We start from the raw sequence: 18,873 nt of genomic DNA, 5'->3' as shown, positions 1-18,873 counted from the left end.
CGGGGCACGCCCTGAGCCCGCGACCCGGCTCAGAACCCCAGCTTGCGCAGCTGCTTGGGATCGCGCTGCCAGTCCTTCGCGACCTTCACATGGAGGTCCAGGAAGACCGGAGTGCCGAGCAGCGCCTCGATGTGCTTGCGGGACTTGGTGCCGACGTCCTTCAGCCGCTTGCCCTTCGGGCCGATGATGATGCCCTTCTGGCTCGGGCGCTCGATGTAGACGTTGGCGTGGATGTCGAGCAGCGGCTTGTCCGCCGGGCGGCCCTCGCGCGGCAGCATCTCCTCGACGACGACCGCGATGGAGTGCGGCAGCTCGTCCCGTACGCCTTCGAGCGCGGCCTCGCGGATCAGCTCCGCGACCATGACCATCTCGGGCTCGTCGGTGAGGTCGCCCTCCGGGTAGAGCGGCGGGCTCTCGGGGAGCAGCGGGGCGATCAGGTCGCCCAGCAGACCGACCTGCGTGTCCTTGACCGCGGAGACCGGAATGATCTCCGCCCACTCGAAGCCGAGCTCCTCGCCGAGGCGGGAGACGGCCAGCAGCTGTTCGGCGAGCTGCTTGGAGTCGACCAGGTCGGTCTTGGTGATGATGGCGATCTTCGGGGTCTTCTTGATGCCCGCGAGTTCCTTGACGATGTACTTGTCGCCGGGGCCGAGCTTCTGGTCGGCGGGCAGGCAGAAGCCGATGACGTCGACCTCGGCCCAGGTGGTGCGCACGACGTCGTTGAGCCGCTCGCCCAGCAGCGTGCGCGGCTTGTGGAGCCCGGGAGTGTCGACCAGGATCAGCTGCGCGTCGTCGCGGTGCACGATGCCGCGCACGGTGTGCCGGGTGGTCTGCGGCCGGTTGGAGGTGATCGCCACCTTCTGGCCGACCAGAGCGTTCGTGAGGGTGGACTTGCCCGCGTTGGGGCGGCCCACGAAGCAGGCGAAACCGGCCCGGTGGGGGGCCTTGCCCGCGGCCTGCTGCGCGGCGGCATCTGTGTCAGGTCGAACGCTCATGGCGCCCATTGTCCCCGATCCCGGCGGCCCCGCCGCACCAAGGGCCGCGGCGGGGCCTGTCGGATGTCGTCTCAGGCGGTGCGGGTACGGCCGCGGCGGGCCCGTATCCACAGCCCCGTACCGCCGCCGACGATCACCAGCAGGATCCCGGCCACCAGCCAGGGCAGGGCGAAGTACGAGGCGGTGGCGGACTCGCGGGTCTCGCGGGCGCTCGCGGTCAGCCGGATCTCGCCCCATTCCAGCTGCGGCGCGCCGGCCCACTGCTCGGTCAGCCGGACCTCCTGGCGGGGCAGCAGCTCGGAGGGGATCTTCTTCAGGTCGCGGGCGAGCAGGGTGCGGCCGAAGAGTCCCTCGGCCTTGAGGGCGACCTTGGGGCTGAGGGTGACGTTGCCCCGGTTGCGGAGCGTGTACGAGATGACGGCCCGGCTCTTCCCGGTGCCGGGGACCAGCGGCTGGGTGTGCTCGACCCGGATGTCGTCCACGGAGAGCGCGGGCATGGTCGGACCGTTCACCCGCAGATAGATCCGGGCGCCGACCGCCTTCTGGATGCCGACGGCGACGGCACCGGCGTCGGCGGGGTCGATGCGCTCGTCGAGCGCGACGAGCGCGCCGGGGTGGTCGCCCGGTTCGGCGTTGCCGGGGACGGCGATGGTGACCGGGACGGTGACCGAGCCGTGCGGCTTCACGGTGACCCGGTCGCGGCCGGTCCTCGCCCAGGCGCCGATCGAGCGCTGCTTCTCGTCGCGGGTCCGGACGGCGAAGCCGCCGTCGCGTGCGGTGTTGTAGGCGTCGGCGGCGTACAGCCGGAAGGTCTGCGGCCGGTCCGTCTTGTTGGTGACGGTGACCTTGTCGTGGAGCGTGGCGCCGGGGTCGGCCGAGAGGTAGAAGTACGGGCGCTGACCGGCCCGTCCGGTGGCCGGGTAGACCGACCAGCTGCCGTTGTCCGCGGCGCCGGCGGCGGGCGCGCCGGTCAGCAGGAGGACGCCGGCCAGGAGCAGTACGTAGATGTTGCGCACGGTGCGAAACCCCCGGGTGGTGGTCGGGACGGACGGTCCGGGCGGGTGCGCGCCCGGAACGCCGGTTGCTCAGGAGCGCTCGGTCACATGAGGGTGCGGGTGAGCTCGCTCACGTGAGGGTGAGGGTGAGCACGCCGGAGTACGCGCCGGGGGCGGTGTACGCCGGTACGTTCAGCGCGAGCCGGGCGTCGACGGTGAACTCGCCGCCGGTGACGGCCCCGTTCGGCGTGGACGCCAGCGTGGCGCCCGCGCTGCCGACCGACCCCTCGGAACCCGCCGCGCAGGTGCTCGGGCTGCCGGGCTTCGTCGCGCAGACCGGGGTCCAGGAGAGCGCGGACGCGCCGATCGTCGCGCCGCCGGGGCCCTGGAAGTCGGTGACCTTTCCGGTCAGGGACCAGCCCGCGGGGCCACCGCGGAAGTCCTCGACCGTCACCGTCTGCAAGGAGCCGCGGGAGGCGCCGCCCCGGCCGAAGTCGACCGCCGACATCTCGACGCTGTCCCCGGCCTGGAGCATGGAGAGCGTGCCCGCCTTGATGGAGGTGTTGAGCCGCTGGCTGCCGTCCGGGGTCTCACCGCCGCCACCGGTGACGGTGTAGGCCTGCGGTCCGGCGCCCTTGGCCGGGTCCCAGGCGCCGCCCTCGTAGGCGACGATGCCGGTGGTCGCCGGGTCGTTGACGGCAAGCCGGCCGCTGAAGCCGCCGGAGTCGTCCGCCTTCACGGTGGCCGTGTCGGCGGTCTGGGTGTCACCGGTCCGGCCGGCGAGGGTGATGTCCGCGCCCGGGGTGAACTTCGACCCGGTGACGGTGACCTCGTCGCCCGCCTTGCCGGACGCGGCCCCGAGCTGGATGGCCCGCTCGTTGACCTGGCCGCCGTCGTCCGTCGCGATGATCGTCTCGGAGACGGGAGCGGGCGGGTCGATCACGGTGCAGGGTGTGTCCAGCTCCATGATGTAGCTGGTGTGGATGTTGTAGTCACCGGGCGACAGGGTGATCGAGCCGGGCGCCGTGACCGTGAAGGTGCCGGTCATCGAGAACGACGGGAAGGTGCCCTTGCCGGGTACCGGGTCGTTCTTCTTCGGGCCCGCGACGGTGACGCTCGCGCTCTGCGCACCGCCGAGAGTGACCTTGCCGGTCGGCGTCATGATGTCGGCGGGCAGTGCCAGATCGACCGGGTTGCTCGCGGCGGCCGAGACGACGGTGTACGTGACCGTGACCGTGTCGCCCACCTTCGGGGCGGCGTTGTCGACGGTGATCGAGGCCTTCGTCGGACCGTCGATCGGCGGGATGCCCGCGATGGCCGGCGGGATGCAGTGGGTGGGGAAGTCCACCGGCACCGAGGCGGTGACCATGGCCTGTGCGGGGGCCGCGAGCCCCCCTCCCCCGGCCACGACGAGCGCGCCGACGCCGAGCGCGGCGGCCCAGCGGTGGCGGTGTCCGGGCCGTCTTCGGACGCCGGATCTTCGCATGCTGATTCTTCGGACGGTCGGACGCATGGAGCCCCCTCCTGCGGATGCGGCGCAGCGGCTCTCCGCGCCGACGGGGGCCCATTGACGGATTCGGCCCCGAAGAAGTCAATGGGAGCGGAACACGTCGGCTGATGACCCATCAGATGCTGTCAAGATCCGCACCCGGCGGGCGGACGCCGGGTGCGGATCCTGCCGCGGGGCCGGGTGGAGGGCTCAGCCCGCCGTCACGCTGACCCGCAGGGTGCCGTCGGGCCCGGCGAGCAGGACGGGGGTGTCCGGGCCGCCCAGGTCCCGTACCGCGGCGCGGTCCTCGTCGGAGGGAGTCTCGGCCTCGGAGACGACCGCGGCGGCCTCCAGGGAAGTGGCCCCGCTGGCCACGGCCATGGCCACGGCGGTCTGCAGCGCGCTGAGCTTCAGCGACTCCAGCCGTACGGTGCCCGCGACATACGTGCGTCCGGTCTCGTCCCGTACGGCCGCGCCCTCCGGCACACCGTTGCGGGCGCGGGCGCTGCGCGCCAGCGTGACGATCTTGCGGTCCTCGGGGCCGAGGTCGGTGCTCTCAGTCATGTGCCGAGCATACGAACCGGGCTCAGGGGCACGCGCACGGGACGGCCCCTACGGCCGGTCGAGCCGCAGCCGGTCCGCCTTCGGCAGCCCCGCCACCACCAGGTCGTAGGAGTCCTCGATCAGCTCGCGGAGCACCCGGTCCGGCACCCCGGACACCGTCACCGTGTTCCAGTGCCGCTTGTTCATGTGCCAGCCCGGCACCACCGCGTCGTACTTCTCCCGCAGCCGCACCGCCTCGTCCGGGTCGCACTTCAGGTTCACCGTCAGCGGCCGGGCGTCCAGCGCGCTGAGCGCGAACATCTTGCCGAGCACCTTGAAGACGGAGGCCTCCGGCCCGAACGGGAACTCCTCGGCGCTCGCGTTGAACTCCAGGCAGAACGCCCGCAGCTGCTCCGGTGTCATCCCTCGTCCTCCCCCTGGGCCGCCACGGGCTCCACCAGCACCGTGACGATCTTGTTGCGGCGGCCGGCCGGGGACTCCGCGGTCAGCCGCAGCCGGCGGCCGTCGGGCAGGTCGACGACGGCCGAGGCCCCGGCGATCGGGACCCGCCCCAGCGCCTTGGCCAGCAGACCACCGACGGTCTCCACGTCCTCGTCGTCGTACTCGTCGAGGCCGAACAGCTCCCCGAGGTCGCCGATGTCGAGGCGCGCGGTCACCCGGAAGCAGTCGTCCCCCAGCTCCTCGACGGGCGGGAGCTCGCGGTCGTACTCGTCGGTGATCTCGCCGACGATCTCTTCGAGGATGTCCTCGATGGTGACGATGCCGGCCGTGCCGCCGTACTCGTCGATCACGACGGCGACGTGGTTGCGTTCCTGCTGCATCTCGCGCAGCAGGTCGCCGGCGTTCTTGGTGTCGGGCACGAAGGACGCCGGCCGCATCGCGGTGGAGACCACATCGGCCTCCGACTCGCGGTTGATGTGGGTCTTGCGGACCAGGTCCTTGAGATACACGATGCCGACGATGTCGTCCTCGTTCTCCCCGGTGACCGGGATCCGCGAGAAACCGGAGCGCAGCGCCAGCGTCAGCGCCTGCCGGATCGTCTTGTAGCGCTCGATACAGACCAGGTCCGTCCGCGGCACCATGACCTCGCGCACGAGCGTGTCACCGAGCTCGAAGACGGAGTGCACCATGCGGCGCTCCTCGTCCTCGATCAGCGACTCCGCCTCGGCGAGGTCGACCATCGCGCGCAGTTCCGCCTCGCTGGCGAACGGGCCCTTGCGGAACCCCTTGCCCGGGGTCAGCGCGTTGCCGATGAGGATCAGCAGCTGCGGGACCGGGCCCATGACCCTGGCCAGCGGCAGCAGCACGTACGCCGCGGCCGTGGCCGTGTTCAGCGGGTGCTGGCGGCCGATGGTGCGCGGCGACACCCCGATGGCGACATAGGAGACGAGGACCATCACGCCCATGGCGACGGCCAGCGCCTGCCAGGTCTCCGGGAACTCCTTCAGGCAGGCGTACGTGACGAGCACCGCGGCCGACATCTCGCAGGCGACCCGCACCAGCAGGGCGACGTTGAGATAGCGGGTCGGGTCCGCCGCGACCTGTTCCAGCTTCCCGCTGCCGCGCCGCCCGGAGCGGACCGCCTCGGCGGCCCGGAAGCTGGAGACCCGGGCGATGCCCGCCTCCGCGCAGGCCGCCAGCCAGCCGACGACGACCAGCAGAACGGCCCCGAGAACGAGAGGAACGCTCACGAGACGGTGGGGGCGGGCGACGGCCCGGTCAGACCGTGCTCGGCGCGCCAGCCGTCGACGATCGCGGCCTGGAGCCCGAACATCTCGGCCTTCTCGTCCGGCTCCTCGTGGTCGTACCCGAGGAGGTGCAGCACTCCGTGGACGGTGAGGAGCTGGAGCTCCTCGTCCATGGAGTGCCGGGTCTCCGCGTCCTCGCCCTGCTTCTTGGCGACCTCCGGGCAGAGCACGATGTCACCGAGGAGCCCCTGCGGGGGCTCCTCGTCGTCCTTGGCCGGCGGACGCAGCTCGTCCATCGGGAAGGACATGACATCGGTCGGGCCCGGAAGGTCCATCCACTGGATGTGGAGCTGTTCCATGGCGTCGGTGTCCACCACGATCACCGAGAGCTCGGAGAGCGGGTGGATCCGCATCCGCGCGAGCGCGTAGCGGGCGATGTCGAGGATCGCCTGCTCGTCGACCTCGGTTCCGGACTCGTTGTTGACGTCGATCGACATGGTGCGCTGCGACTACTTCCGTTTGTGGCTGTCTCGGTTGTCGTACTTCTCGTACGCGTCGACGATACGGCCGACGAGCTTGTGCCGGACGACATCCTGGGAGGTGAGCCGGGAGAAGTGCACGTCCTCGACGCCCTCCAGGATCTCCTGGACCTGGCGCAGACCGCTCTTGGTGCCGTTCGGCAGGTCGACCTGGGTGACGTCACCGGTGATGACGATCTTCGAGTCGAATCCGAGCCGGGTCAGGAACATCTTCATCTGCTCGGCGCTGGTGTTCTGCGCCTCGTCGAGAATGATGAACGCGTCGTTGAGCGTGCGGCCGCGCATGTACGCCAGGGGCGCCACCTCGATCGTGCCCGCCGCCATCAGCCGCGGGATCGAGTCGGGGTCGAGCATGTCGTGCAGCGCGTCGTAGAGCGGGCGCAGGTACGGGTCGATCTTCTCGTAGAGCGTGCCGGGCAGGAAGCCGAGCCGCTCGCCCGCCTCGACGGCGGGACGGGTCAGGATGATCCGGTTGACCTGCTTGGACTGCAGGGCCTGGACGGCCTTCGCCATGGCGAGATAGGTCTTGCCGGTACCGGCGGGGCCGATGCCGAAGACGATCGTGTGCTTGTCGATCGCGTCGACGTACCGCTTCTGGTTGAGCGTCTTGGGGCGGATCGTGCGACCGCGGCTGGAGAGGATGTTCTGGGTGAGCACCTCGGCCGGGGTCTCCTCGCCGTCCCCCTCGCCGTTCTCAGTCGCCCTGAGCATGGCGATCGAGCGTTCCACTGCGTCCTCCGTCATCGGCTGACCGGTGCGGAGCACCAGCATCATCTCGTCGAACAGGCGCTGGATCAGCGCGACTTCCGTCGCGTCTCCGGCGGCGCTGACCTCGTTTCCCCGGACGTGGATGTCGGCCGCCGGGAAGGCCGTCTCGATCACGCGCAGCAAGGCGTCGCCTGAGCCCAGAACGGTCACCATCGGATGGCTGGCAGGGACGGTGAAGTGGGCTCGCGCCTGCCTCGGCGCAGGGGTCTGGGCTGTGGGTGTCTGAGTCATGGGCCGGCTCTGTGGCCTGCACATACCTCCCGTTGCAAGGTCCTCGCCGATCGACAACCTCTCGGATTACCAAGCCTACGACTCCGCACCGACAACACCGAGGGCTTTTTCGCACAGGCTCGCGAACGGGCGAGCGGGTGGGCGAGCGGGCGGGCCCGTCGGTCAGGCGGGGTGGCGGAAGCCGATCGTCGGGACCGCCCGGCGCAGCGGCCAGGGCCGGCTGGCGGCGGGCAGCAGCTCGTCCAGGAAGGCGTACCGCTGGAGCGCGGCCGGGTCCTGGTCGGCGACGGTACGGATCTGCTGCCACCAGGCGGCGATCTCCGCCCAGCCCGGCGCCGACAGCGATCCGCCGAACTCCTGGACCGAGAGCGCCGCGGTCAGTCCGGCGAAGGCCAGCCGGTCGGCCAGCGGCCAGTCCGCCAGGGTTCCGGTGACGAAACCGGCGACGAAGACGTCGCCCGCGCCGGTCGGGTCGAGCGCCTCGACCTCGATCGCGGGCACCTCGGCGCTCGCCCCGGTCGCCGAGTCCACCGCGTAGGCGCCCTCCGCGCCCAGGGTGACGACGGCGAGCGGCACACGCTCGGCCAGGGCGTGGGCGGCGGCGCGCGGGCAGTCGGTGCGGGTGTAGCGCATCGCCTCCTCCGCGTTGGGCAGGAAGGCCTGGCAGTGCTCCAGGTCGGTGAGGGCGTCCAGGTCCCAGCGGCCGGTGTCGTCCCAGCCGACGTCGGCGAAGATCCGGGCGCCGTTGCGGGCCGCGGTGGCGACCCAGGGCTCGCTGCGGCCGGGGGCGAGCGAGGCGACGGCGGCCCGCGCGCGCGGCGGGCAGCACGGGAACGCCGGTTCTCCGGCGGGGACCGCGGGGCCGGGGGCCTCGTGGCCGTGCGAGACCATCGTCCGCTCGCCCTCGTACGCCATCGAGACGGTCACCGGCGAGTGCCAGCCGGGGACGGTGTGCGACATGGACAGGTCGATGCCCTCGCCCTGCTCCAGGGCATCCCAGCAGTACTCCCCGTAGTGGTCGTCGCCGAACGCGGCGGCCAGTGAGGTGTGCAGCCCGAGTCTCGCCAGGGCGGTCGCCATGTTGGCGACCCCGCCGGGGCTGGAGCCCATGCCGCGTGCCCAGGACTCGGTGCCGCGCACCGGGGCGCTGTCGAGGCCGGTGAAGATGATGTCGAGGAAGACCGTGCCGGTGAGGAAGACGTCGCAGGCCGGGTCCTGCGGGGCGCGCAGCCCGTCCAGTGGGTCGATACCTGGGATGCCCGCTGGAACGTCCGCTGGGATGTCCCCTGGGATGTCTGTACTCACCTTGCACTCCCCGGTCGTGGCAGATCCGGCCAGTGTGCCCGATTTCACCGCCGCATCCGGAGGGCACGCGCCCTCCGGTCGCGAAGGCCCCGTTCCGACACCTCGCACAGGGGCCCCGACCTGCATAAACATGCGCTGCTACCCGGACCTCCGGAAGGCAAACGCATATGTGACCCAGATCACACTGGGGTGGCTTTCGGTCGACTGGGCGCAGTTGATACAAATTGGCCCGCGAGCCCCGTCGGTGACGGTTACCGAAGAGTGGCCCGAATTCCCCGTATTTCCCGCATTGCCCTCCCCTGCCTTCTCTGCCGTCCCAGGCATGTCTTCAGGAACGCCCATGTCCTCGCGCCCTCGCGCCGCGTGGCCCCTGGTCGCCGTGTTCACCGCCGGTTACCTCGCCGCCTATCTGCTCCCCACCATCGTCGGGCGGCTCTCCGTCTATCTCGGTCTCAGTACGGCGCAGGCCGGCCTGGTCGGCAGTGCCCTGCTGCTGAGTTCGGCGACCGCCGGGTTCACGCTGGCGGGCCGGGTCGAGACGTACGGGCCGCGGCGGCCGGCCCGGATCGGGCTGGTGCTGGCCGTGGTGGGATACGGCTGCGCCGCCCTGGCCGGGTCGGTGCCGCTGGTGGTCATGGGTGCGATGATCGGCGGCTTCGGCTCCGGTACGGCGACCGCGGTGGCCGCCGCGGGCATCGCCGCCCAGCGCGATCCGCACCGGACCTCGTCGCTCGGGCTGCTGAGCGTCTCCGCGACGGCGGGCGCCCTCTATCTGACGATCCCGCACCTCGGCGGCGGCCACCGGCTGCCGTTCGCCTCGATCGCCCTGGTCGCCCTGCTCGTCTGGCCCGCCACCACGCGGCTCGGCGGCGTCACGCCCACGGGACCGGCCGCCCCGGTGGCCGGCCGGCTGCCGCACCGCCGTTCCGGTCTGGTGCTCGCGGGCGGCATGCTCGTCTGGTCGATGGCGCAGAACGCGCTGTGGGGCGTCAGCAGCCGGATCGGGGTGTCCCAGGTCGGGCTCTCCGAGGTCACCATCGGCGCGGTGTTCGCCGCCGCGCTCGGTGCGGGTCTGCTCGGGGTGATGGGCGCCGGGATGCTGGGCGCCCGGCTCGGCCGGGCGGTGCCGATCGGCATGGGCACCGTGATCATCGCGGCGAGCATCGTGCTCAGCTCCTCGGCCGGGAACCTGGGCCAGTTCGCGACCGGCGAGATCCTCTGGAACACGGTCTACCCCGTGGTCCTGTCGTACCTGATCGGCCTGGCCGCCTCCCTGGACGTACGCGGCCGCTGGGCGGTCCTCGCGGGCTCCGCCTCGTCCGTCGGGGTGGCCTGCGGGCCGGTCCTGGGCAGTGTGCTGTCCGAGCAGGCCGGGTACCCGGTCATGGGCCTGATCCTGGGCGCCGTCACGCTCCTGGTCGCGGCCCCGGTCACGGCCGTCGCCCTGCACACCGGTGGCCGTCCGCTGGTGCCGGGATCGGTGCGCCGCAGGGGCGGTGCCCCGGCCGCGCTGCTCGCCGTCACCACCGGAGCGGTGCCGGGCGCCGTGCCCAAACTGGGCGCGCCCGAGCAGGCCGTCACGGAGATCAGCCTGCCGGTGCGCCGCAGGCGCCCGGTCCGGGCCGCGTTCCGGACGGCAGGCCCGGCGGGCGGGGCCGGTCAGTCGAACGCGTACGCCTCGACCTCGGACAGATAGCGCGCCCTGCGCTCCTCGTCGTGGTCGAGGAAGGCCGCCTCGAAGGAGTTGCGGGCCAGGGTGCGCAGCCGCTCCTGGTCCAGGCCGAGCGCCTCGCGGACGGCGTGGAAGGTGTCCCCCACGTATCCGCCGAAGTAGGCGGGGTCGTCGGAGTTCACCGTGCAGAGCAGCCCGGCGTCCATCATGGCCCGCAGCGGGTGCTCCTCCAGGGTGTCGATGGCGCGCAGCCGTACGTTGGACAGCGGGCAGAGGGTGAGCGGCACCCGGTCCGCGACCAGCCGCTCCACCAGCTCCGGGTCCTCCATGCAGCGCAGCCCGTGATCGATGCGCTCGACCCCGAGGACGTCCAGCGCCTCCCGGATGTACTCGGGCGGGCCCTCCTCGCCGGCGTGGGCGACCCTGCGCAGCCCGAGCGCCGCGGCCGCCTCGTACACCTCGCGGAACTTGACCGGCGGGTGGCCGACCTCCGCCGAGTCCAGGCCGACCGCGCTGATCCGGTGCAGATACGGCTTCGCCGCCTCCAGGGTCTCCATCGCCGACTCGGCGGACTCGTCGCGCAGGAAGCACATGATCAGCCGGGTGGAGATGCCGTGCCGCTCCTCGCTGCGGTCCAGCGCCCGGCCGAGCCCCTCGACGACGGTGCCGATCGGGACGCCCCGGGCGGTGTGCGCCTGCGGGTCGAAGAAGATCTCCGCGTGCCGGACGCCCTGGGCGGCGGCGCGGGCGAGGTACGCGTCGGCGAGCTCCTCGAAGTCCTGCTCGGTCCGGAGCACCGCCATCAGCGCGTAGTACAGGTCGAGGAAGCTCTGCAGGTCGTCGAAGAGGTAGGCGGTGCGCAGCTCTTCGGTGTCCGCGTACGGCAGCTCCACATCGTTGCGCGCGGCGAGCGCGAAGGCCAGCTCGGGTTCGAGGGTGCCTTCGATGTGGAGGTGGAGTTCGGCTTTGGGGAGGGGCACGGGTCTTTCACGCTCACAGACGGTGGTGCTGATGTGTTCCGGCGGTGCTTCAGAGGTGCCGGCTGGGCACGGGGACGCGGTCGAGGTCCCGGGCGACGGTCAGTTCGCCCTCGAACCCCGCGGCGCGGGCCTGGTTCTCGAAGGCGGCCGGGTCGTCGTACCGCTGCGAGAAGTGTGTCAGCACGAGGTGCCGCACGCCCGCGTCCCGGGCCACCCGGGCCGCCTGGCCGGCGGTCAGATGCCCGTGGTCGGTGGCGAGCCGTTCGTCCTCGTCGAGGAAGGTCGACTCGATGACCAGCAGGTCGCAGCCCTCTGCGAGCACCTGCACGCCGTCGCAGAGCCTCGTGTCCATGATGAACGCGAACCGCTGGCCGCGCCTGCGCTCGGAGACGTCGTCGAGCGTGACGCCGCCGATGGCGCCCTCGCGCTGCATCCGGCCGACGTCCGGCCCCTTGATGCCGTGCTCGGCCAGTTTCGCGGGCAGCATGCGCCGCCCGTCGGGCTCGACGAGCCGGTAGCCGTACGACTCGACGGGGTGCGAGAGCAGGTGGGTGCTGAGCGTGTACGTGTCGGTGGTGGCGAGCACCCCGTCGGCGGTGACCGGGGCCTCGGTCAGCTCGACGGACTCGCGGTAGGCGGTGGCGTACCGCAGCCGCTCGAAGAAGTGCTGCCCGCTCGCCGGGTAGTGCGCGGTGACCGGGTGCGGGACCTGGTCGAGGTTGATCCGCTGGATCACCCCGGCCAGGCCCAGCGAGTGGTCGCCGTGGAAGTGCGTGACACAGATCCGGTCGATGTCGTGCGCGGCGACACCGGCCCGCAGCATCTGGCGCTGGGTGCCCTCACCGGGGTCGAAGAGGATGCCCTCGCCGTCCCAGCGCAGCAGATAGCCGTTGTGGTTGCGGTGTCTGGTCGGGACCTGGCTGGCGGTGCCGAGGACCACGAGTTCGCGTACGGACACGGTGTGCGACCGGCCTCTCTAGCCGGGGGGCCACTGCAGTCCGCGGCCGCCCAGGACGTGGGCGTGCGCGTGGAAGACGGTCTGGCCGGCGCCGGAGCCGGTGTTGAAGACGACCCGGTAACCGGTGTCCACGATCTTCTCGTCGGCGGCCACCTGCCCGGCCTCGCGCAGTATGTCGGCAGCGATGTCCGGCTCGGCGGCGGCGAGCGCGGCGGCGTCGGGGTGGTGGACGCGGGGGATGACGAGCACGTGGGTGGGGGCCTGCGGGTTGATGTCCCGGAAGGCGACGGTGGTCTCGGTCTCGCGGACGATGGTGGCCGGGATCTCACCCGAGACGATCTTGCAGAACAGGCAGTCGGGCTGCGGTTCTCCCGCCATGGGGTGACTCCTCGCTGGGTGGTGGTGATCGTTGTACGGCATGGTATCGGGCCGGCGGTCCAGCCCCTCCGGAGCCCGGAAACCAGCCCCTTCGGCGATCGAGGAGCGGGTTCCGGGGGCGGCGCCCCCGGTCACGGGAAGGGGCGGGCAGGGGCGACGAACCCGCCGCAGACGTACCCCCGCCCGCACCCCCGCCCCGCACCCCCTACGCCTCCGGCAGCTCCGGCGCCCGCTTCGCCGGCGTCCCGGCCAGCGACTCCAGCGCGATCCGGATCGCCTCGTCCAACTGCGGATCCCGCCCCGCCGCATGGTCCTGCGGTGTCACCACGACCTCGACGTCGGGATCGACCCCGTAGTTCTCCACGCCCCAGCCGTACCCCTCGAACCAGAACGCGAACTTGGGCTGAGTGACCAGAGTCCCGTCCACCAGGCGGTACTTGCTGTCGATGCCGACCACGCCGCCCCAGGTCCGGGTGCCGACGACCGGTCCGATGCGCAGCGCCTTGATCGCGGCGTTCACGATGTCGCCGTCGGAGCCGGAGAACTCGTTGGCCACGGCGACCACGGGACCGCGCGGCGCGTCCAGCGGGTAGCTGGACGGCTGCTTGCCGCGCGGCAGGTCCCAGCCGACGATGCGGCGGGCGAGCTTCTCCACGATCAGCTGCGAGGTGTGGCCGCCGCGGTTCTCCCGTACGTCCACGACCAGCCCCTCGCGGGCCACCTCGACCCGCAGGTCCCGGTGGAGCTGCGCCCAGCCCGAGCCGGCCATGTCGGGGACGTGGAGGTAGCCGAGGCGGCCGCCGGAGCGCTCGTGCACATAGGCCCGCCGGCCGGCGACCCAGTCGTGGTAGCGCAGCGCCTCCTCGTCGGCGATCGGTACGACGACGACATGGCGGGCGTTGCCGCCGTCCACCGGCGAGACGGTCAGCTCGACCGGCTTGTCCGCCGAGCCGGTGAGCAGCGGTCCGGGCCCGGTCACCGGGTCGACCGGGCGGCCGTCGACGGCGATGATCGTGTCCCCGGCGCGTACCGCCACGCCGGGCGCGGCGAGCGGGGAACGGGCCTCCGGGTCGGAGGTCTCGGACGGCAGGACCCGGTCGATCCGCCAACTGCCTTCATCCGTACGGGAGATGTCGGCACCGAGCAGCCCCTGCCGGGTCGATTCGTCGCCCCAGCCGCCGGACGGCCGCACATAGGCGTGCGAGGTGCCGAGCTCCCCCTGCACCTCCCAGAGCAGGTCCATCAGGTCGTCGTGGGTGGCGACCCGCTCCAGCACCGGGCGGTAGCGGTCCAGGACCCCGTCCCAGTCGAGGCCGCCCATGTCGGGGCGCCAGTAGTTGTCCCGCATGATGCGCCCGGCCTCGTCGTACATCTGGCGCCATTCGGCGGCCGGTTCGAGGGTGCGGCGGATCCGGGAGAGGTCGACGGTGACGCCGCCGTCGCTGCCGCCGTCGTCGTCATCGGCGGCGACCCGGCTGTCGGACGGTACGACGCGCAGCTTGCCCCGGGTCTGCATGGCCACCCGCTTGCCGTCCCCGCTGACCGCGAAGTCCCTGACTCCGGAGGCCAGTTCCTCGCAGCGCAGCTTCTCCAGGTCGTACCGCTCCAGGACCGTCTCGGGCCGCCGGGCGTCGGGGGTGGGTCCGCTGGTGTCGAGCACCCCGGTCACCGGATGGTTCAGCCACAGCAGCCCGTCCTTCGCGGCGCGCAGCGTGGAGTAGCTGGCGGCCTCGACGGGCAGCGGCACGATCCGGTCGGCGAGTCCTTCGAGGTCGATCCGGGTGACGGGGAGCGCGGTCGGGTTGTCCTGGTCGCCCTCGCCGCTGCTCTTCTCGGTCGGGCGGCCGTGGCGCTGCGGCCCGAACGGGGAGGGCGTGGTGGCGGCGAGCGTCAGCAGGTGCGGGCGGCAGGCGCCGATGAACGCCAGGTCGAAGACATGGGTGTCGTAGACCGGGTCGAAGGAGCGCTCGGAGAGGAAGGCCAGGTGCTTGCCGTCGCCGGTGAACGCGGGGGCGAAGTCCCTGAAGCGCAGCGGGGTGGCCTCGGTGACCGAGAGATCGGCGAGGTGGGCGAGCTTGAGCTGGCTGAGCGGATCGGGCCCGGGGTGGGACCAGGCGAGCCAGGAGGAGTCGGGCGAGAAGACGAGGCCGGAGGCTTCGCCGTGCTCGCTGCGGTCCACCTCGTGGACCTCGCCGCTCTCCCGCTCGACGATCAGGATCCGCCCGTCGTGCGCGGCGACGGCGAACCGGCTGCCGTCGGGGGCCGGGGCCAGATCGAGGACCCGGCCGATCCGGCCCGCGGCGAGGCGGCGCGGTACGGCGCCGGGGGCGGTTCCGGTGGCGGGTGCGCACTCCAGGGCGTCCTCGCCCTCGGCGTCGGTGACCCAGACGACGTGCTGGTCGCCGTCGGCCTGGAAGGCATGGGGCAGTCTGGCGCGTACGCCCGGTTCGACGGAGAGCGCGCGGGCCGGGCCCCCGCTGTGGGTGACCCAGTGGACGGCGCCGCGCGTCCCGACGGCGCTGCCGCGGCCGGTGCGGTCCGGGGACGCGGAGTCGAGATGGCTGCCGGCGTGCACGGGGTGCGGCTGGAGGTCGGCGCGCTGGCCGCCGAGCCGGACGTCGATCCGGCGGGGCCCGTCGCCCTCCAGGTCGTCCAGCAGCCAGAGTTCACCGGCCGAGGCGTAGACGACGCGGGTTCCGTCGGTGGACGCGTGGCGGGCGTAGAAGCCCTCGATGCCGGTGTGCCGGCGCAGATCGGAGCCGTCGGGGAGCGAGGAGTAGAGCGCGCCGACGCCTTCGTGGTCGGAGAGGAAGGCGACGCGCTCTCCCACCCACATCGGGCATTCGATGTTCCCGTCGAGGTCGGCGTGGAGCCGTACGAACTCCGCCGGACCGTCCGCCGGGGACTCCCGCTCGATCCACAGCTTGCCCGCCGTGCCGCCCCGGTAGCGCTTCCAGGCGACGGCCTCCCGCCCCATGGTGACCGAGAGCAGCAGGACCCGGCCGCCGGGCCCGTACGCGAGTGAGCCGACCGGCCCGTACGGCAGGGTCCGGGCGGGTCCGCCGTCGACCGGCAGGGCCCTGGCCCAGGTGCGCCGGAACGAGGCCTGACCCTGGGCGCTGACGACCAGCACCTCGCCCTCGGGCGTCCAGCCGTGCACGGCGGTCCGGGCGTCGCCCCAGTGGGTGAGCCGCCGGGAGGGGCCGCCGTCGGCCGGTGCGATGTGCACCTCGGGGGCCCCGTCCCTGGTGGACGTCCAGGCGACCCAGTTGCCGTCGGGTGATATCCGGGGGCCGGCGACCGGCCGGTTGTCGGCACAGACGCGCCAGGCTCGGCCGCCGTCCAGCGGCGCCAGCCAGACATCGTCCTCGGCGGTGAAGGCGATCGAATCGCCCTGGACATGGGGGTATCGGAGGTAGGCAGACTGCGTCACACCGGTCACCCTAGGTCGCGGTAACGCTCCGCGTAAGCGGGTTGGCCGGAGTTCGACGGGCCGCCGCGGGGCGGGCCGGTTCACTTGCCCATGGGTGTCTCGGTCACCGTCACCGTGACGGTGACCACCGGCCGGACGCCCTGGCCGCCGCCGGCCGGCTGCGGATCCACCACGGCGGCCGACGGGACGGCGTCGCAGTTGCCGAGCACATCCGCCCGAAAAACGGCCTTCCCGCCGGTCTTCGCGGTCAGGTCCCCGCGCACGCAGCGCCCGCCGAGCTCCTGGGTCACCTTGCCGGTGAGGCTGATGGGCTCGCCCTGCCCGGTCTTGCCGGTGCAGTCGACGTCCGCGATCCGGCGCGCGGACGCGGAGGGCCGCACGCCCCCGGCCAGGTCCCCGTCGACACCGGCGGTGCAGTTCAGCCACTGCACGTCGACCCCGTTGCGTTCCAGTGCGCCGGTGCCGACCTGGTCGGTGGTCACGGCGATGGACGCGGAGTTCAGCCCGCCCTGGGGGTCACAGGCGGCGGCTCCCGCGACCGCCGCGACCACGAGTGCGGACGCGGCCAGAAAGCGCCGTTCTCTTCCCTGACCCCATGCCCTTGATGTCCCCATACGGGCAGCTTCCCACCGTTCGCTCGCGAAGCGGTAGACGGCTTGCGGCCAAAACCGTAAGCGGCTCCGGCGCACGCGACGGGGCGCGCGACAGGCTCACAACGGGGCGTACTCCGGCCTCACGACGGTGCGCGCGCCGGGCTCGCAACGCGGCGCGCACCTGCCTCGCAGCGCGGCACGCGTCGGCCTGAGAGCGCGGCGCGCGCCGGCCTCACGACCAGCGGCCGGTGCGCCCCAGCAGCAGCGCGGTCGCCGCCGTGCCCGCCGTTGAGGTGCGCAGCACGCTCGCGCCGAGCCGGCAGGTCCGGGCGCCCGCCGCGGCGAAGGCCGCCAGCTCCTGCGGCGACACCCCGCCCTCGGGGCCCACGACGAGCACGATCTCGCCCTGTTCGGGGAGCGGGACCGTGGCCAGCGGTTCGCTGTCGTGCTCCCGGTCCTCGTGCAGGACGGCGGCGAAGTCCGCCGCGGCCAGCAGCGCGGCGACCTGCTTGGTCGTCATCGCGTCGGCCACCTCGGGGAAGCGCACCCGGCGGGACTGCTTGCCCGCCTCCCGGGCGGTGTTGCGCCATTTCGCGAGGGACTTGAGGCCGCGGTCGCCCTTCCACTGCGTGATGCAGCGCGACGCCTGCCAGGGCACGATCGTGTCGGCCCCGGTCTCCGTCATCGTCTCCACGGCGACCTCGCCCCGGTCGCCCTTGGGCAGGGCCTGGACGACGGTGATGCGGGGAGCGGGCCGGGGCTCCTCCCGGATCCCGGTCAGACCGGTGAGGACGAGCCGGTCCTTGCCCTCGGCGGCCAGGACGACGCCTTCAGTCCACCGGCCGCGCCCGTCGGTGAGTACGACGTCCTCCCCGGCGTGCAGCCGCTTGACCGACACGGCGTGCCGGCCCTCGGGCCCCTCCAGGACGAACTCGGGCCCGCCGGGGACCTGTTCGACGACGAAGACCGGTGCGGTCACTGCGTACTCCTTGTGCTCACTGCCGTCCGTGCGGCGTCCAGTTCTTCGGCGAGCAGCCTGACCAGCCGGCCGGCCGGCAGCTCGCGTGCCATCCGGTGTCCCTGCCCCGCCCACAGGGCCATGCCCTGCGCGTCCCCGGCCTTCGCCGCCGCCGTGCGCAACCCGGCGGTCAGATAGTGGATCTGCGGGTAGGCGGCGGGGGCGTACGGGCCGTGCTCGCGCATGAACCGGTTGACCAGGCCGCGGGCCGGGCGGCCGGAGAACGCCCGGGTCAGGGCGGTCCGTACGAACAGCGGGTTGGTCAGGGCCTGCTTGTGCAGCGGGCTCGCCCCGGACTCGGGGCAGATGAGGAACGCCGTGCCGAGCTGCGCCGCCTCCGCGCCCGCGGCGAGCACCGCGGCGATCTGGGAGCCGCGCATCAGCCCGCCGGTGGCGACGATCGGTATCTGCACGGTCTCGCGGACCTGGGACACCAGCGAGAGCAGCCCGATTCCGGCGCCGTCGGTCTGCGGGTCGTCGCGGTGGGTGGACTGGTGGCCGCCCGCCTCGACGCCCTGGACGCAGACCGCGTCGGCGCCCGCCCACTGGGCGGCCTGGGCCTCCTCGGGCGTGGTGACCGTCACGACGGTGTACGTGCCGACGCCCGCGAACGCGTCGAGGGTGTCGCGGGTCGGGCAGCCGAAGGTGAACGAGACGACCGGGACCGGGTCCTCCAGGAGGATGGCGAGTTTGGCGTCGTAGTTGTCGTCTCCGCCGGAGTCCGGATCACCGAGCGGGGTCTCGTACCAGGCGGCCTCGCCCGCGAGCTGGTGCCGGTACACCTCGACGGCGCTCGGGTCGGCGAGCGCCGGCTGCGGCATGAAGACATTGACGCCGAAGGGCTGACCGGTCAGCCCGCGCAGCTGCTTGATCTCGTTGTACATGCCGTCCGCCGTCTTGTACCCGGCGGCGAGGAAACCGAGCCCGCCCGCCGCGCAGACGGCGGCGACGAGCTGCGGACAGGATGCACCCCCCGCCATCGGGGCCTGCACGATCGGATACCGGCAGAGATCGGTCAACGCGGATGACATGACCGCATCGTGTCACGTCCCGCGCGGCGCGGGGCGCGCGGGACGGGGTCCGCTTTGCGCTGAACGCCGGACAAGATCCGTACGCGAACTCCGGACGGGTTCGTACGCGAACGCCTGGCAGGCTCGTCCGCGGACGCCGACCGGCCCGCACGCACGCGGACGCCGGCTCGACGTCGACGCCGAGCCCCTGTCCGACTGGGACAGGCCCGCACGCACGCGGACGCCGGACAGGCCCG

The 18,873-nt window shown here is 72.5% G+C and carries 17 protein-coding genes; 1 reads left to right on the top strand and 16 read right to left on the bottom strand.

The features are described from left to right. Positions 1–29: 29 nt before the first annotated feature. The 9 genes from era to ACFYY1_RS02245 all read right to left on the bottom strand — a co-directional run bounded on the left by era (position 30) and on the right by ACFYY1_RS02245 (position 8,700). Entirely contained in the window at positions 30–1,004 is a 975-nt protein-coding gene (gene era, locus ACFYY1_RS02285) for a GTPase Era (protein ID WP_124717787.1), read from the bottom strand. Positions 1,005–1,066: 62 nt separating this feature from the next. Continuing rightward, the gene (locus ACFYY1_RS02280) at positions 1,067–2,011 is read right to left on the bottom strand and encodes a WxL protein peptidoglycan domain-containing protein (RefSeq protein ID WP_388579659.1); all 945 of its coding nucleotides are present in this window, start codon (positions 2,009–2,011) and stop codon (positions 1,067–1,069) included. A gap of 109 nt (positions 2,012–2,120) precedes the next feature. Further along, the gene (locus ACFYY1_RS02275; protein WP_388579656.1) at positions 2,121–3,476 is read right to left on the bottom strand and encodes a beta-xylosidase; all 1,356 of its coding nucleotides are present in this window, start codon (positions 3,474–3,476) and stop codon (positions 2,121–2,123) included. A gap of 213 nt (positions 3,477–3,689) precedes the next feature. Then, positions 3,690–4,043: a cytidine deaminase gene (locus tag ACFYY1_RS02270; RefSeq protein WP_326765522.1), complete on the bottom strand. Its 354-nt coding sequence runs from the start codon at positions 4,041–4,043 to the stop codon at positions 3,690–3,692. Between the two features lie 48 nt (positions 4,044–4,091). Further along, complete coding sequence (locus ACFYY1_RS02265) at positions 4,092–4,445, bottom strand: MmcQ/YjbR family DNA-binding protein (RefSeq protein ID WP_388579653.1); 354 nt, start codon at positions 4,443–4,445, stop codon at positions 4,092–4,094. Further along, a complete protein-coding gene (locus tag ACFYY1_RS02260) occupies positions 4,442–5,734 on the bottom strand; it encodes a hemolysin family protein (RefSeq protein ID WP_388579650.1) in 1,293 nt (430 codons plus the stop codon). Before ACFYY1_RS02260 ends, ACFYY1_RS02265 begins: the two co-directional genes overlap by 4 nt. Continuing rightward, positions 5,731–6,228, bottom strand: coding sequence for an rRNA maturation RNase YbeY (ybeY, locus tag ACFYY1_RS02255; protein ID WP_072483570.1), 498 nt, complete (start codon positions 6,226–6,228; stop codon positions 5,731–5,733). Before ybeY ends, ACFYY1_RS02260 begins: the two co-directional genes overlap by 4 nt. 12 nt (positions 6,229–6,240) lie before the next feature. Then, complete coding sequence (locus ACFYY1_RS02250; RefSeq protein WP_388579646.1) at positions 6,241–7,269, bottom strand: PhoH family protein; 1,029 nt, start codon at positions 7,267–7,269, stop codon at positions 6,241–6,243. A gap of 162 nt (positions 7,270–7,431) precedes the next feature. After that, entirely contained in the window at positions 7,432–8,700 is a 1,269-nt protein-coding gene (locus tag ACFYY1_RS02245; RefSeq protein WP_388581440.1) for a carbohydrate kinase family protein, read from the bottom strand. Positions 8,701–8,914: 214 nt separating this feature from the next. Here ACFYY1_RS02245 and ACFYY1_RS02240 point away from each other — a divergent pair, with 214 nt between their 5' ends. Further along, complete coding sequence (locus ACFYY1_RS02240; RefSeq protein ID WP_388579643.1) at positions 8,915–10,270, top strand: MFS transporter; 1,356 nt, start codon at positions 8,915–8,917, stop codon at positions 10,268–10,270. Here ACFYY1_RS02240 and ACFYY1_RS02235 read toward each other — a convergent pair. The 7 genes from ACFYY1_RS02235 to ACFYY1_RS02205 form a co-directional block, all read right to left on the bottom strand. Further along, positions 10,234–11,226 carry an adenosine deaminase gene (locus ACFYY1_RS02235; protein WP_388579640.1) on the bottom strand — a complete coding sequence of 331 codons (993 nt, stop codon included), beginning with the start codon at positions 11,224–11,226 and terminating at the stop codon, positions 10,234–10,236. The two genes, ACFYY1_RS02240 and ACFYY1_RS02235, sit on opposite strands and share 37 nt — an antisense overlap. A 49-nt stretch (positions 11,227–11,275) precedes the next feature. Further along, positions 11,276–12,184 (bottom strand): ribonuclease Z, encoded by a 909-nt coding sequence (locus ACFYY1_RS02230; RefSeq protein WP_388579637.1) that lies wholly within the window; start codon positions 12,182–12,184, stop codon positions 11,276–11,278. A gap of 18 nt (positions 12,185–12,202) precedes the next feature. Continuing rightward, positions 12,203–12,562: a histidine triad nucleotide-binding protein gene (locus tag ACFYY1_RS02225; RefSeq protein ID WP_388579634.1), complete on the bottom strand. Its 360-nt coding sequence runs from the start codon at positions 12,560–12,562 to the stop codon at positions 12,203–12,205. 205 nt (positions 12,563–12,767) lie between these two features. Continuing rightward, on the bottom strand, positions 12,768–15,995 hold the full coding sequence (locus tag ACFYY1_RS02220) for a S41 family peptidase (RefSeq protein ID WP_388579631.1): 3,228 nt from the start codon (positions 15,993–15,995) through the stop codon (positions 12,768–12,770). Positions 15,996–16,075: 80 nt separating this feature from the next. Further along, on the bottom strand, positions 16,076–16,609 hold the full coding sequence (locus tag ACFYY1_RS02215) for a hypothetical protein (protein ID WP_388579629.1): 534 nt from the start codon (positions 16,607–16,609) through the stop codon (positions 16,076–16,078). Positions 16,610–16,820: 211 nt separating this feature from the next. Next, positions 16,821–17,567: a 16S rRNA (uracil(1498)-N(3))-methyltransferase gene (locus tag ACFYY1_RS02210; RefSeq protein WP_388579626.1), complete on the bottom strand. Its 747-nt coding sequence runs from the start codon at positions 17,565–17,567 to the stop codon at positions 16,821–16,823. After that, the gene (locus ACFYY1_RS02205; protein WP_388579623.1) at positions 17,564–18,637 is read right to left on the bottom strand and encodes a nitronate monooxygenase; all 1,074 of its coding nucleotides are present in this window, start codon (positions 18,635–18,637) and stop codon (positions 17,564–17,566) included. The genes ACFYY1_RS02210 and ACFYY1_RS02205 overlap by 4 nt, the downstream gene beginning before the upstream one ends. Between the last annotated feature and the right edge of the window lie 236 nt (positions 18,638–18,873).

Source organism: Streptomyces sp. NPDC001890 (genome assembly GCF_042891445.1).
In the GTDB taxonomy this organism is placed as follows: Bacteria; Actinomycetota; Actinomycetes; order Streptomycetales; family Streptomycetaceae; genus Streptomyces.
Note: the sequence above shows the minus strand (reverse complement) of the source record. Positions and strands in the feature narration are given on the sequence as shown.

Coding starts and splice junctions, on each gene's coding strand:
- ACFYY1_RS02245 (WP_388581440.1), bottom strand. CDS start 8,700: ATGCAGGTCGGGGCCCCTGTGCGAGGTGTCGGAACGGGGCCTTCGCGA.
- ybeY (WP_072483570.1), bottom strand. CDS start 6,228: ATGTCGATCGACGTCAACAACGAGTCCGGAACCGAGGTCGACGAGCAG.
- ACFYY1_RS02250 (WP_388579646.1), bottom strand. CDS start 7,269: ATGACTCAGACACCCACAGCCCAGACCCCTGCGCCGAGGCAGGCGCGA.
- ACFYY1_RS02265 (WP_388579653.1), bottom strand. CDS start 4,445: ATGACACCGGAGCAGCTGCGGGCGTTCTGCCTGGAGTTCAACGCGAGC.
- era (WP_124717787.1), bottom strand. CDS start 1,004: ATGGGCGCCATGAGCGTTCGACCTGACACAGATGCCGCCGCGCAGCAG.
- ACFYY1_RS02275 (WP_388579656.1), bottom strand. CDS start 3,476: ATGCGAAGATCCGGCGTCCGAAGACGGCCCGGACACCGCCACCGCTGG.
- ACFYY1_RS02225 (WP_388579634.1), bottom strand. CDS start 12,562: ATGGCGGGAGAACCGCAGCCCGACTGCCTGTTCTGCAAGATCGTCTCG.
- ACFYY1_RS02215 (WP_388579629.1), bottom strand. CDS start 16,609: ATGGGGACATCAAGGGCATGGGGTCAGGGAAGAGAACGGCGCTTTCTG.
- ACFYY1_RS02240 (WP_388579643.1), top strand. CDS start 8,915: ATGTCCTCGCGCCCTCGCGCCGCGTGGCCCCTGGTCGCCGTGTTCACC.
- ACFYY1_RS02270 (WP_326765522.1), bottom strand. CDS start 4,043: ATGACTGAGAGCACCGACCTCGGCCCCGAGGACCGCAAGATCGTCACG.
- ACFYY1_RS02205 (WP_388579623.1), bottom strand. CDS start 18,637: ATGTCATCCGCGTTGACCGATCTCTGCCGGTATCCGATCGTGCAGGCC.